We start from the raw sequence: 14233 nt of genomic DNA, 5'->3' as shown, positions 1-14233 counted from the left end.
AAAGTTTTGTCTTATAATAGCTTACAGACTTTTTATAACTTATGCATAATTGTCATGATATACAATTAATAGTTCACTATACGAAAGTGAATATATTGGTCAAAAGAGATAGCTACTATTTTAATAATCCCACTCTGTTAAATGGAAAAATAATAAATTGCGCTTTTCCCTTTATGTCCTTAGCAGATATGTAACCATATCTCCAGTATCTTCCATCGTACGAATTTTCTCTATTATCTCCCATAAAGAAGTATTCACCTTCTGGAACTTTAAAAATTCCCGATTTTCCTCCTGGGTATTTTACATAAGGCTCTTGAAGTTCATTATCGTTTATTAAAACTTTACCATCATCTTTTATCTTTACAGTTTCCTCAGGCAGACCTATTACTCTTTTTATCAAACGCTCGTTCAATTCATTAGAATTAAATACAAGTATGTCTCCTCTTTTTATATTGTTAAGGTTATATATTCTGGTTACTAAAATATTGTCTCCAACCTTAATTGTTGGATCCATAGACATAGTAGGAACCTTAGTTTTAAAAAATAAAAATTGAATAGTACCAAATGCAATAATTATTGCAATCAAAACTGGATATGCTAAATTTTTAAAAGCTTTCTTTAACAATGCCATTTCTAATTCTCCCTTATAAGTAAGCGTCTCTAGAGATTAAATTTTTATTTAATCAATATTTTTATTTTGTATTATTAAACATAATTTCTCATTTTGATCATTTAATTAGTTCGTTGAGCTAATTCATTTTGTGTACTATAATCTTTAGTGATCTTTCCATCTTTGATTTCAATTACTCTATTGCAAGCACTTGAAATTGATTTATCATGAGTTACTATAATAATAGTGATCCCTTGACCATTAAGTTCTTTCATAATATTCATTATTTCTTGACTTGTTTTACTATCCAATGCCCCAGTAGGTTCATCTGCTAATATAATTTTAGGATCATTCACCAGAGCCCTTGCAATTGCTACTCTTTGGTTCTGCCCACCTGATAATTCTTTTGGTGTTTTATATAACTTATCATATATACCTAGTTTTCTAGTAATGGAATCTATTAATTCTTTACGTTTTTTTCTTCCTACTTTTGCATATATTAAAGGTATTTCTATATTTTCATATACCGTATAGTCATTTATCAGCGCAAACTGCTGTACAACAAACCCAAAATAATTACATCTAATTTTCGAAAAATTCTTCGTACCCATATTTTTCAAATTATTATTATCTAATAAATATTCACCTTCTGTTTGAGTATCTAAAGTCCCTATTATATTAAGAAGAGTTGACTTCCCTGAACCTGAGCGTCCAACAATTGCAATCAATTCCCCTTCTTTAACATTTAAGTTAATATCACTTAAAGCTTCAACTTTATTTTCACCATTGCCATATACTTTTTTCAAATTCTGTATTTCAATCAAATTCATTATTCCTCTCCTTTTACCAGTGTAGCAGTGTTAAACCTCATTATTTTAATTATTGGTACTATTGTTAGCACTACAGATATAAGCAATGCTATTATAATTATATAAAAGACAATTAAGTAATCTACATGTCCATACCTATATGCAGATATTATATAAAATATATAAAGAGCTATGATTATGCTCACAAAAGTTTCCAGGTAAATCATAGATGCTATATCTTTCAAAGTGCCACCACTTAATATGTGTACCCCAAACTCTTTTTTCCTTTTATCTATAAAACTTAGTTTAGTTATAATAGAGGTGATTGATAAGAATATTATCAATATTATCGATGCTGCATTTAACACCTTTAATTGATCTTCCGATGCATTTAACTCTTGATTTATAATTTTTTCTTGTGGCTCTATTATAACGTTTATTCCAACTTTATCTTTGAATAATTTTTTTATGTTATTATTAGACTCAGCTATCTCAGAATCTGACTTGTTGTTATCATAAAGTATAAAATTAGGTTGTATGAGTCCATTATACATCGTACTGTAATCATCATAACAATATGTATTGGTTAATATATAATCATCCAAGTTAGCATATCGATCAATTTCCATCATGTCACAAGGCATATATTGATTTTTTTCTAATATTCCTATTACTTCAAGAGACTTTCCATCTGGAAAAGATTTTATAATATCTCCCACTTTATAAAACTCAGAATAATCATATCCTAATATTACTGGAATTATCTTTTGATCATATTTTAAACTATACTCTTCATCATTAAAATCTCTTCCAGATGCTATTTTTATATTAAATTGTTTTAAATTATTCTTATTTATTACTAGATGATTAGCTGCATAATAAGTACTTTCATCACTTTCAGAAAGCTCGGACCATCTAGCAAATTTGTTCCACTCACTTATAACTGGCATCATTATGATATAACTAGCTTGGCTAGTATATATGAAATCTTTCGAATCTATTAAGTTTTCTGCAATACTTTCTAATTCATTTTCACTCGCTTTAGTTTTTGAAACCATCCTATCTTCTGAGCTCACTCTTCTAATTGTAAACACCTGTTTGTCTTTAAAATAATTATTTACTTTTTGAGCTTCAGCTTTAGTAACACTTTGTACCTGAAATAGACTATATAGAATGGAGAACATGACAGTCAGCTGAATTACTAATATTAATGTAAATATGATATTCTTTTTTAATTCTTTTATTATATATTTAAATTTCATACTATCTCCCTCTCACTAATCTGCCTATTTCAACTTTTGAAATTTTGTGTAAAGAAATTATTATAGTAAAAAAACCTATAAATATCATTGTACCTACGCTAAATAATAAATTTAAGTAGTTAATTTTATAATCAAATAATCCACCAAAGTTTATAATATGCAGTAAATAATATAGCAATAATGATGTTATGAATGATATACATGAATAAATCAAATACCTTCTTAATATAATAATCATAATGTTATCTTTTGTAGCTCCATTACATTGACGAATGCCTATTTCCAATTTAATAAGGTCAAGCCAATTGTGCAATGATATAAATAATGTAAAGATTGCACAAAAGATTATCCCGATCCCTCCTATTATTAGTTCTTTAGAATTAGTAATTGCATCCCGCAATGGATTAGGTCTTTTTCCTATTATTGTTCCTTTAATATTAATATTTTCATCAACTTTTTTAACTATGTCTGTTAGCTGCTGTTTTGATAAATTTTCACTATCTACTGACCAAAGATCTTTGGTCACAAAATGTTTATTATTAAAAATATAGCTTAAATTAAATATGATTTTATCATCATACATTGTTGATATCCCCTCTTTTCCCACAACACCTATTACTTCAAATTCAGTATCTCCATTTAATAAATAACGTTTCTCACCTTCAGTCTTAGTGTACTTTAGCATGTCCTTTCCGATTACAACCAAATTATTATTTTTCTTAAAATCATCTTTATTAAAAAATCTTCCTGAAATTAAATTGTATGCGCTATTAAAGTCTTTACCAAAATATATTCCTTCACAATTACAATCTCCAATATAGTTGGAATCATAATCAAACACTTTAGAAGTAAATCTTACTATTACATCTTTATTTTGTTGTATAGCTGAAATTCTATTTAATATATCTTGATTGTTTAATTCATTATTAAAAGATATTCCAATAGCATTGTTTGTAAACTGATTCTCAAACTCTAATATGCTGTCATAAGCTTTGTTTATGTTACCAGTTATTATAATTACAAATAGAAGTATACTACTAATACTTAATACAACGAATTTAGATTTTCTAGTTTCCTTATGTAATGCTCTAATGAAACTCATTTTATGTATCTCCTTTATAAAAATTTGCACATTTAAATAGTGTTTTAGTTCTTAAGAACTTCTCCTGCTTTATGCACTCATAAACATTTTATTTCCTATATTTAATTTTATAATTATATAAGTAAAATTATGAAGAACTGAATAATTCATAATTTTACTTATGTATTCATAAGGTTTTCATTAATTAAGAATACATAGATTTTATTATATTTTTGTTATATACTTAATGTTAAGGTCCACCAACATTTCTAATAAAATCCATACTGATCCATACAATAAAAAACTACTTTATGATATGGTAAAAAACAATTTTTTTAATTTTATTTTGGTAATTATTTAAAGATCTCGTTTAAGTATTTACTGGAAGTATATTAAGAAGTAAATTACCTAGTTTCTGAGATTTATAATTAATAAAGATAGTTTTTCAACCATGAGTTTATTATTTTGTTGGCGAACCCTTATATTACTTAAGATAAACAGTCTTAAAATGAATTTAATATTATTTATATTTTAATAGCTATCTCCACTTAAATTATAGTTATATTATCTTTGCCCAATACCATGATCTTCTGATACAATTTGATCACCAGGTTGAGATCTCTGTGATGCTTGAGCGTAACCATATCCATATTTCTCTGGATATGATGTATCTCCTATTGTTACCGCACTCCATTCTGATATAGAGTTATTATCAGTGTCTATCCATGAAAATCCATAAGTATCATCATCAAAAGTTTTCTTTAAACCATATTCACCTGAATATTTACCACTAAGTGAATATGTGTGTTTCCCTTGATCCCCTTCGCCTATACTCTTTGCCATACTTGGAATTGCAGTTCCTGCTACAAGTAATGCAGCAAGTGCTAGTGTTAACATTTTATTCTTCATTTTATTTTCTCCCCTTTTAATTCTTTATTTGTATTTTACCATTGGAATATAAAGATCTTTAAATAATTTAATAATGTAACCATTAAGTTACTTACAAAACACATATTATCATAATACTTAAATAAAGTAATCCTAATTTCAACTAAAATACCAAAATAAAGTATTAAATGTAAATTTTATTCTTATTTTAGCACTATTTTCAATAGTATTCTTTTAACGTGTAAAAATATATGTTTTAAGCTAATAGTATTGACTTTTCGCCAAATATAGTATCCAATTAATTCAAAAGAATATCACTAAATTCAAATCAGCTTTGTATCACTTTATAAAAAATAGTGGCTTATCTGTTTTCAATAGGATAAGTCACTATTTTTATATGTCAATAAAATTTATATTAATTAGTAGAACAGATATATTTAAATATAAGGCGATTTAGGATATCCTTCCCTATACTTTCCTCTTGTCTGTAATCCCCCAACACCCTTTATTCCTGTTATTGTATTTTCAATCACATCTGTTATTGAAACTATTTTATCTATTCTCGTATAAGCAATCTTTTCACACACAAATACAGGATCCAGACAATGAATTAAAACTCTATTAGGACTTGAAGCGAAGTTAGCACCTACATCTAATATTCTTTCATAACAGCTCTGGCACGCTCCTGCAAATATTACTAATTCATCATAACTTGAATTATAATTTCTTAAGTTTTTAACTGATTCTAGGTAGTACCGGGAGTTTCTGTAATTATCTAAACTCAAATAATCTTTCGGTTCTTTTAATACACTATCGTGGCCTGTTAGCACCACTATATCTGGTTTTATTTCTTTTACTAGATCTACTATTACTTCAGGTTGCTCCCTCTCGGGTATTGCCCTGCCAACTGCATCTAAAGATAATTGCTTATATACCTTTAGACAAGTTTCCATATACTCGCTGTCGCCATCCACATGAAGTATTTTTCCCGGCCTCCCAAACATCAATTCATTTTTTGCTTTTATTTTAGTAGACTTCTCAGCTTTATCTCTAAAATCACCTCGAAGTACCATAGCTTTCTTTATTGCTTCATTTACTCTTGTATTTAAAATTCTATCTTGGGAACCGCTGTCTTCATCAGCTAATTCAAGGTCATCTAAGCTCGCATCTGCTATTATTCTTATATTAATGCCTTTAAGAATAATATTTTCACTTCCATTCTTCTCTTTAATGTCAATTATTTTAAAAGTAACATCTTTATTATAAGATTTTCTTACAACTATATCTCCAATGTCCATTACTTTCTCCCATTAATTATTTCATAATTTATAATATGGCAGAGATTATTAAAGGTTTCTTAGGCACATTAAAATAAATAACAGGTCCAAGGTTTCCTTGAATATTTTTCATCAACTCATCTTTTATGTTTAATCATATATTCCTATTTAATTCTAAGCACAGCAGAAAACTGCCTTTTAAATAATTTTTTTAATTATTTATAAGGCAGCTTTTCCACTTGAATTTATGCTTATTATATTTTATATTCATTCTTAAACTTTTCCAAGAAATCTAAATATTTTTCCTTCTCATTTATTATAGATTCCAATTTACTAGCAAATGTACTTTGTCCCCAATTCACTTCATTATAGTAATATCTATTTGCAAGCCTCCAATATCTTTGTGGGAACTCAAGATATGCATATAATACTTTATATTCTGTGTCCCTCAATTTAGATACCGAATTATATGAATCTATAATAGCCATGGCAAATTCGATATTCCATTCAACTCTCTTTAGAACCTTTATCATAAAATTACTTATATCAAAAGTCCTAACTTCTCTCTTACAATAATCAAAATCTATAACATGTACATCCATATTATTGCTTAGAATTATATTATGATAAGTAAAATCATGGTGACAAAAGCTCTTTTCATTTTCTGCAATCATGCATAATTCATAATAATCCGATTCATTTAAAACTTGCAATGATTTCTTTCCAATTTCCTTATAAAACTCCATAGACTTCAAATATAGCATATCAAAATCGCTTTTTATGCTCTTTTTTCTTACCATCTCCCTCATCTTGTCCAAAGATTTAATCCTCTTCTCTATTAAATGAGGCCATCTACCAAGATCACTTTTTAACTTTGAATTTTCTGGTGGATCATATCCCTTGGATGCTTCATGAAGATTAGCTAAAGTCTTAGCAGCAATCCTTACTTCATCTATGTTATGAAAGTCACATTCCCTTCCTTCTAACCATTCAGATAAAGTATACAAGTCTTCATTAACTAATGCATAAGGCTCTCCATTTATGTTTAAATAATATTTATCTAAATTATTAAAACCATTTTTCCTTAAATGCTCTTTAGCACCATATACAAATAATAATTTTTGAGGTCCATAATTTATCTTCTTTAAACATCTTTCGCCTTTATCTGTTTTAAGATAGTACACTCCCTTATTAGCTTTCATTTTTTCTATCTTAATGTTAAATTGTCTTTCTATTTCAAATTCCCTCATCATACTTCTCACCTCCTGTATATTTATATGAGGATATTACTTCTTTTATTAACATTTTTTATATTCTTTTAATATAATAGATTAAGACAAATGCTTTGAAAGGGTTTATTAATGAAAATAGGAATAGATGGCAGGGCTGCAAAGTGGTACCAGGGCACTGGAATAGGCACATATACTAGACAATTAATACTAAATCTTAGCAATGTTGATTCTCAGAATAATTATTTAATTTTCATGCCACAATGCGACTCTTTAAATGATTTAAAAAATAATTTCACAACAAAACTTGTTGAATCAACACCTACTAATAGTTTTTGGGACGATATAAATGTTCCTAATATCTTAAATAACGCTGATATAGAGCTTTATCATGTTCCACAAAATGGAGTTGGGCTTTCAGAAAACATCAAATGTAAAAAGGTTATAACCTTACACGATATAATTCCACTAAGAATGCCTGAAACTGTTAGCGATAGATATTTAAAAATATTTAATGATGAATTACCTAAAATTTTGGATAATTGCGATGGCATAATTACGGTTTCTGATTTTTCTAAAAATGACATTGCTAAAGAATTTAATTTTCCTTCTGAGAATATCTATGTAACTCCACTTGCTGCTCAAGATATTTACAAACCTATGAGTAAACGTGAATCAAAAGCTTTAATCACAAAAAAATATGGAATAGAGGAAGACTTTATACTTTATGTTGGTGGCTTCAGTCCACGAAAAAATATCATAGGTTTAATTGAGGCATATTCAAATCTCTCAAATAAACTAAAAAACACCTTCAAACTTGTAATTACAGGTAAAAAAGGTCCTTCTTATAGTAAATATAAGAGTAGAGCAGAAGAATTAAATGTATCTAATAACGTGATTTTTACTGATTTTATTCCCATTGAAGATATGCCATTATTTTACAATGCTACTGAAGTATTAGTTTATCCTTCTTTTTATGAAGGTTTTGGACTTCCACCTATAGAAGCTATGGCTTGCGGAACCCCCGTAATAGTTTCTAATGTTACGTCGTTACCTGAAGTCTGTTATGAGTCAGCACTTTTTATAGATCCTAATGATATTGACTCATTAACTTACGATATAGATAGAGTGCTAAATAATAGCTTGCTAAGACTAACAATGGTCAAAAAAAGTTTAACTAGAAGCAAAACTTTTTCATGGAATAAAACAGCCATTAATACAATATCTGCTTATGAATCAATATTAAATTCTTAATTCTTGAATCCTTATTATTAACTCTATGAAATTTTTTACTAATTATTCTTAAAAAATAGGAAGTTCATACGAACTTCCTATTTTTTGCATACTTACTTTAATTAATAAATATTTATTTCAAATTGTACATAAAATACCGTTTTATTTAAGTGCTTTTAGCAAAATTTTCGTAACATCATATATTAAATACTCATATAATCTCTATTAATTCATATTATATTCAAATTTAATATATCCAATATATCTCATGAAAGAAACTTATTTTCATAAGCTTTTATAAACTCATATCGAAATTCCTCATTATTTAATTTGGTCTCAAATCTATTTAAATAAACTTCATAATCCCATTTTTTTCTCTTATAATAATAATCTCTTGAGATCACATAAAAATCTCTTGGAAACTTAATAAGAATGTATAATAATTCTTTTTCTTCTTGCTTCAATATTGAAATTTTTTCATAGCCATCAATACACGTTAACATTTTATTTATATCAAAACCCGCATTCTTTATACATTTTATTATAAACCCCCATATGTCAATTATTCTTAAATCTAAAGTCATATAATCAAAATCTATTATATTTACTTCATTATTCTTAGTTAAAAAATTATGATACGCTAAGTCATTGTGACATAGGCAAACGGTCTCACCTGATTTTCTTAAATCGTCATATTTACTTTTTTCAATAGCTTCTTGCACCTGCTTAACTTCTATCAAATACTTATCTACATTATTAATAAATAACATATCAAATTCATTTTTATATTTATAACTATTTACTAAATCCTTCATCCAAAGTAATTCATCGTATGCTTGTTTTAGCTTGTCTTTTAATGATATATCTAAAAAGTCTTTATTATATTTGACCTCCAAGTATTTTCTTAAACCTTTAGAAGCTTTATGCATTAAAGCTATATTTTCTGCACAAAGATTAATTTCCACTGGATTAGTGAAGGATGCCTCTCTTCCATCTAAAATGTCCATGACAATATATATATTGTCTCCCCACTTTTTATAGCTTAAATTATCCTTAAACTTCTTATAAGTTATTACATTATTATAACTTTTTTTTACATAATCCAAAGAATCACTTATTAGTTTTATTCTATCTTCTCCATAATTTACTTTCTTTAAGATTTTATTGCCTTCATCTGTATATATCATAAACACTTTTCTAAGTGGAACAACATCATTTACTTTTATTCCCATCTCATTAAAAAAACTCAAACTCAAATCATAATCGCATAAATATTTTTTTTCTGAATACTTAGTTTTATTCATATTTTTCCTCCTAACAGCTAAGCTTTAGATATCACGATAATTCTTTATGAATTGATACCTATACGATAAAACTTTTACTTTCATACTTTAAACTTCTCTGTAGCTCTAATAATACTTCTGCATCATTTTTTACCTTCTCATTCTCTGTACATTTCATACCGTTTATATTTAATGTATGGTATATGCTAGAAATATGTTCTTTTCGACTATTTCTATACCTTTCCCACATTTTCAGGAAATCTTTTGGGTAACTAAGTAATCCCTTTAAATAATCAATGCTGTTATATGATAAGTGTGATTGATATACAAATACTTTTAATAGCTCTTCTTCATCTATATCAAGCTGTTTTCTTTGTAATCTTTTTATATAATTATACAAATCTTCCTCTACTAAATTGTATGTCATTGCCTTAACTGTTCCAATCTCAATCTTATCCCTATTTTTTCTCAAATTATTCTTATCAACTTTGCCAAGGCAGATTTCATTTCTATTCATGCTCCGTCTAATAACTCCAAAATAATCATGTTCATCGATATATTTTAATACATTTATAGCTTGGGTAAGCATTATCTTTCCATTTGATAAAATAAAATTTTCTACTTCATTTTCACAAGTCTTATTAAATATATAGTCATAATGCTTTTGTAATCTTCTTATTTGAACTTTATAAGATTCAATTTCCCTGCCTATTATACTTTTTATTCTGCTAATCTCATTAAAATTACAGCCTAATAACGTTTTATGAAGTTCTACAATCAAATTAATTTGAGAAATAATATCACTTTTACTTATATTCCTATCATAACTAAAGTGATGTCCAATAATAGTTATTCCCTTAATACCTAACCATTCCTCAAATGATAATTCATCCATATTAACTTCCTCCATTAAAATAACTATTAATAAACTTTTCTCTAATCTCACAATCATCTAAATACTTTTCCAGCTTATTTAGAAAAAACTCTTCTCCCCAAGGTTGCTGCTCCCAATATACTTGCAATCCTATCTGCCAAAAGGCCTGAGGAAATCTCATAAATTCCCTTATCAAAGGTAATTCATCCTCTCTTACTTCCATATTCTTTTTATATGCATTTAATATCAAATCCGACCTCTCATCATCCCACTTTCCATCTTTCATAGCTCTTATTAATAGAGAACATAAATCATGAAGATGTGAATCTAATATGCAATAATCAAAATCTATAACATTAATATTTTCATTACTGTCTATCAAAACATTATGATGGGCATAATCGTGATGACAAAATCTTCTCGTAAAAACCTCTTCCTCCATAATTTTTACATAATTATTTTTTTGAAGACCTAGTATGCTTTTTTCTGCCCTCCGAACTTCTGCATTAATACTCTCTAAATATAATAAGTCAAAATTTGATTTATATGCTTTCTGATTTATTCTATTTTTAAAATCTAGTATTTCATTTTTTCGTGTCTTAAACACATGTGGCCAGGAGAACCATCCAATTCTAGGATTCATCTCCTTTTCCAATGTAAAACCCTCACTGTATTTGTGAATCTTTGAAAGTTCACTTGCTACTATAGCTAATTCTAAAGGGTTATCATAATTACTCTCTCTTGAAGGAATCCATTTAGTTAAATATACATATTTTCCTCCAAAACTTCCATATTCCTTACCATCTTTATTCATAATAAACTCTGGAATGTCCTTAAATCCTCTTTTATGCAGATGTTTCATAGCAGAAAAGATAAAATAAAAATGAGAGAATTGATACTTAATTATTTTTAAACAATATCTCTCATCTTTTGTAATTATTTTATAACTGTTCTTTACTTTCTCTATATAATCTACATTCAAGCTATAATTTTCTTCAATATAGCCCTTAATTTTAAGTATCTCTTTATTATTCTCCATAAAACTTTCCTACCAGCCATTATTTATTTTATTATATGTTTATAAATAATTTATTGTGATTTAGATTCACAAAAATTAAAATATATTAATACCTTGTAATATATATGTATTTATTGAGGTGTTCATATGAGAATTGCCATTGATGCTCGCAGTGCCACTTTACATCAAGGAACTGGTATTGGTACTTATACAAATAACCTTATATCAGAAATTCTTTCGTGTAATTCAAATGATGACTTCACTTTATTTTGCTTAGGAAAATTTAATGAGAACTTTAACAAAAAAAATGCTAATATAGTATATTCCTCTGGTAGGCATGGCGGTTTCTATGAGAAATATTATATTCCAAGTATATTGAATAAACTTCATGTTGATTTATATCATATTCCTCAGAATGGAATAGGATTTGATTTTGATACTCAAATTCCAACTATAGTTACAATACATGACCTAATTCCATATATTATGCCTGAAACTGTTGGCAAAAGTTATTTAGAAAGATTTCTACGTGATATGCCTAATATAATTTCTAATTCCTCTGGAATTTTAACTGTTTCTGAGTATTCAAAAAAAGATATTCTTAAATTTTTCAGTTCTTATCCTGAAGATAAAATATTTGTCACACCACTTGCTGCAAATGATAATTTTAAACCACTAGATAAAAATACTTGTAAATTATATGTTCACTATACTTTTGGCATTGATGATCCGTATGCGTTATATATTGGTGGATTCAGTCAAAGAAAAAATGTTTTAGGTCTAATTAAAGCTTTCAGTAAAGTTTATAAAGACCTTAACAAACCTTACAAACTATTACTTGGCGGTCCATTAAAAGATGAAGGCGAGAAACTTTTTAATTTTGTAACGGATAATAACTTGCAAGACAATATCATTTTCTGTGGATATTTAGACGATGATATATTACCCGTTCTTTACAGCGGCTGTGATGCATTTGTTTATCCATCTCTTTACGAAGGCTTCGGCCTTCCACCACTAGAGGCTATGAGCTGCAAAGCACCTGTAATAACTTCAAATATAACTTCAATTCCAGAAGTAACTGGAGATAATGCAATTTTAATCAACCCATATAAAACAGATGAATTAGAAAAAGCATTAGTTACCCTTTTAAACAATGAAAATTTAAAAACTGATCTAAGTAAAAAAGGTTATGAAAGAAGCCTTCAATTCACTTGGTCAAAAACTGCTCAAAATACATTAAATGCTTACCAGAAACTACTAAACTAATGTTATATCTTCTTCTCATGCTCTCTGATTTATCCATCTACAATAAAAGAATACCACTCTATACCATAATTGCTTAGAGTGGTATCCTTCTTTCAGTTATTCATAATTTCACACAATTTACTTTACTGATTTATGAGCTTCTGTTTTACTTTCACATATTTATCGTAATCAGTAATCTCCGGAGCTTTTTCTTCAATATTGCTTAAAACTACAAGTGGACTCTGACCAATAAAATTTTTTACTGGATTTTCAATTTCTTTATTGTTGTAAGTGTATAGGTAACTTGAAAAGAACGTTCCATCTTGTACATACTTAAGAGCTTCATCATTATTTGTTATTATATAAGTTATAAACCTTTCAATAAGCTTTTCATTATCCTTATTTTGATTTAGCACTAATAGATTATCGCCTTCTGCTGCAAAAAATTTGTTTCCTCCAGGTTTAATACTTGGCACACTTCCTATACTCCATTCACACTTCTCATCTATCCCAATTATTTCTCTCATTGCATTATTAGAAGATATTCTTGCTAGAAATTCTCCTCCATCTTTTAGATTTAAAATATTATTATCCTCTAATTTCTTAATCATAGCTTGAACTTGTAGTTCTATTTCACCTGCATTTTTTTCGCTATCATTTAACATCTCCATAGTTAATAAATCCACTAAATCTTCGTAATCTTGCCCTGTAGCATTTATTATACTTATCTTTCCATTGCTCTTTGTATAAATATCCTGACCGATTCTTATAATATCATCCCAAGTATTTATACTATCTCTTTGATATCCATAATCCTTTAGCATATCCTCCCTGATATAAAGAGCTAGAGGCCTAGAAGTTAACGGTATTCCAGCTGATTTATCGTCATATTTAACTTGAGCCACTCTATATTTGGAGAAATTTTTAATATAATCATCTAAAAGCTTATCTTGAGTATTATAATAGCCTTCATCGTTAAATTTTAATTTTTGAAAATTAAACCTGTCAATCTGTATTATATTAGGAATTTTTGTTTTACTATTTTCATTTATATTTTCTAATACATCATCATAATTTTCAGCTTTTTCTATGATGATAGTTGTCTTATCATTTTGCTTCATAAAATTATTTGCAGATTCAGCCAAGTAATCATAAGAATCCTCATTTACCAGAAGTTTTATACTTCCCTTAACCTGTTGCTCTTTATTAGTCTGGAATAAGTTAATGCTTACTATTCCTATTATTGAAATGCACAAAAACAGAACAAAATATTTTATTTTATTTTTCATGTACCATACCTCTAAATAGAATTTATTTTTTCATGTATTTCTATTATTTTTAATTGTGCCTTAACGTCATTATCATTAATTTTACTACTTTTTCCTAAACTTTTAAAGAATAAACTCTTATATTCTTATAAATAA

General features: G+C 27.6%; 13 protein-coding genes. 2 read left to right on the top strand and 11 right to left on the bottom strand.

The window, feature by feature from the left end:
• Positions 1 to 115: 115 nt before the first annotated feature.
• The 7 genes from lepB to CDLVIII_RS03720 all read right to left on the bottom strand — a co-directional run bounded on the left by lepB (position 116) and on the right by CDLVIII_RS03720 (position 7180).
• The gene (lepB, locus tag CDLVIII_RS03750) at positions 116 to 631 is read right to left on the bottom strand and encodes a signal peptidase I (protein WP_009168097.1); all 516 of its coding nucleotides are present in this window, start codon (positions 629 to 631) and stop codon (positions 116 to 118) included.
• 101 nt (positions 632 to 732) lie between these two features.
• Positions 733 to 1440 carry an ABC transporter ATP-binding protein gene (locus CDLVIII_RS03745; protein ID WP_009168096.1) on the bottom strand — a complete coding sequence of 236 codons (708 nt, stop codon included), beginning with the start codon at positions 1438 to 1440 and terminating at the stop codon, positions 733 to 735.
• Positions 1440 to 2681 (bottom strand): ABC transporter permease, encoded by a 1242-nt coding sequence (locus CDLVIII_RS03740; protein ID WP_009168095.1) that lies wholly within the window; start codon positions 2679 to 2681, stop codon positions 1440 to 1442. Before CDLVIII_RS03740 ends, CDLVIII_RS03745 begins: the two co-directional genes overlap by 1 nt.
• A gap of 1 nt (position 2682) precedes the next feature.
• A complete protein-coding gene (locus CDLVIII_RS03735) occupies positions 2683 to 3783 on the bottom strand; it encodes an ABC transporter permease (protein ID WP_009168094.1) in 1101 nt (366 codons plus the stop codon).
• A gap of 543 nt (positions 3784 to 4326) precedes the next feature.
• Positions 4327 to 4671 carry a hypothetical protein gene (locus tag CDLVIII_RS03730; RefSeq protein WP_009168093.1) on the bottom strand — a complete coding sequence of 115 codons (345 nt, stop codon included), beginning with the start codon at positions 4669 to 4671 and terminating at the stop codon, positions 4327 to 4329.
• 416 nt (positions 4672 to 5087) lie between these two features.
• The gene (yabG, locus tag CDLVIII_RS03725; protein WP_009168092.1) at positions 5088 to 5948 is read right to left on the bottom strand and encodes a sporulation peptidase YabG; all 861 of its coding nucleotides are present in this window, start codon (positions 5946 to 5948) and stop codon (positions 5088 to 5090) included.
• A 233-nt stretch (positions 5949 to 6181) separates the two neighbouring features.
• On the bottom strand, positions 6182 to 7180 hold the full coding sequence (locus CDLVIII_RS03720) for a CotS family spore coat protein (protein ID WP_009168091.1): 999 nt from the start codon (positions 7178 to 7180) through the stop codon (positions 6182 to 6184).
• A gap of 108 nt (positions 7181 to 7288) precedes the next feature.
• On the opposite strand from CDLVIII_RS03720, the gene CDLVIII_RS03715 reads away from it, so the two are divergent.
• Complete coding sequence (locus CDLVIII_RS03715) at positions 7289 to 8410, top strand: glycosyltransferase family 1 protein (protein WP_009168090.1); 1122 nt, start codon at positions 7289 to 7291, stop codon at positions 8408 to 8410.
• 245 nt (positions 8411 to 8655) lie between these two features.
• On the opposite strand, the gene CDLVIII_RS03710 is transcribed toward CDLVIII_RS03715, so the two are convergent.
• Genes CDLVIII_RS03710 through CDLVIII_RS03700 form a run of 3 tightly spaced genes read right to left on the bottom strand, consistent with a single transcriptional unit; the run spans position 8656 to position 11585 of the window.
• On the bottom strand, positions 8656 to 9693 hold the full coding sequence (locus tag CDLVIII_RS03710) for a CotS family spore coat protein (RefSeq protein ID WP_009168089.1): 1038 nt from the start codon (positions 9691 to 9693) through the stop codon (positions 8656 to 8658).
• Between the two features lie 58 nt (positions 9694 to 9751).
• Positions 9752 to 10567: a spore coat protein gene (locus CDLVIII_RS03705; RefSeq protein ID WP_009168088.1), complete on the bottom strand. Its 816-nt coding sequence runs from the start codon at positions 10565 to 10567 to the stop codon at positions 9752 to 9754.
• A 1-nt stretch (position 10568) separates the two neighbouring features.
• Positions 10569 to 11585: a CotS family spore coat protein gene (locus CDLVIII_RS03700; RefSeq protein WP_009168087.1), complete on the bottom strand. Its 1017-nt coding sequence runs from the start codon at positions 11583 to 11585 to the stop codon at positions 10569 to 10571.
• Between the two features lie 126 nt (positions 11586 to 11711).
• Here CDLVIII_RS03700 and CDLVIII_RS03695 point away from each other — a divergent pair, with 126 nt between their 5' ends.
• Complete coding sequence (locus CDLVIII_RS03695) at positions 11712 to 12830, top strand: glycosyltransferase family 1 protein (protein WP_009168086.1); 1119 nt, start codon at positions 11712 to 11714, stop codon at positions 12828 to 12830.
• A 122-nt stretch (positions 12831 to 12952) separates the two neighbouring features.
• Here the strand turns inward: CDLVIII_RS03695 and CDLVIII_RS03690 are convergent, their stop codons facing one another.
• Positions 12953 to 14098 (bottom strand): ABC transporter substrate-binding protein, encoded by a 1146-nt coding sequence (locus CDLVIII_RS03690; RefSeq protein ID WP_009168085.1) that lies wholly within the window; start codon positions 14096 to 14098, stop codon positions 12953 to 12955.
• Positions 14099 to 14233 lie beyond the last annotated feature (135 nt).

It is taken from the genome of Clostridium sp. DL-VIII (genome assembly GCF_000230835.1).
GTDB lineage: Bacteria > Bacillota > Clostridia > Clostridiales > Clostridiaceae > Clostridium.
This window is presented reverse-complemented; position numbering and strand designations above follow the sequence as displayed.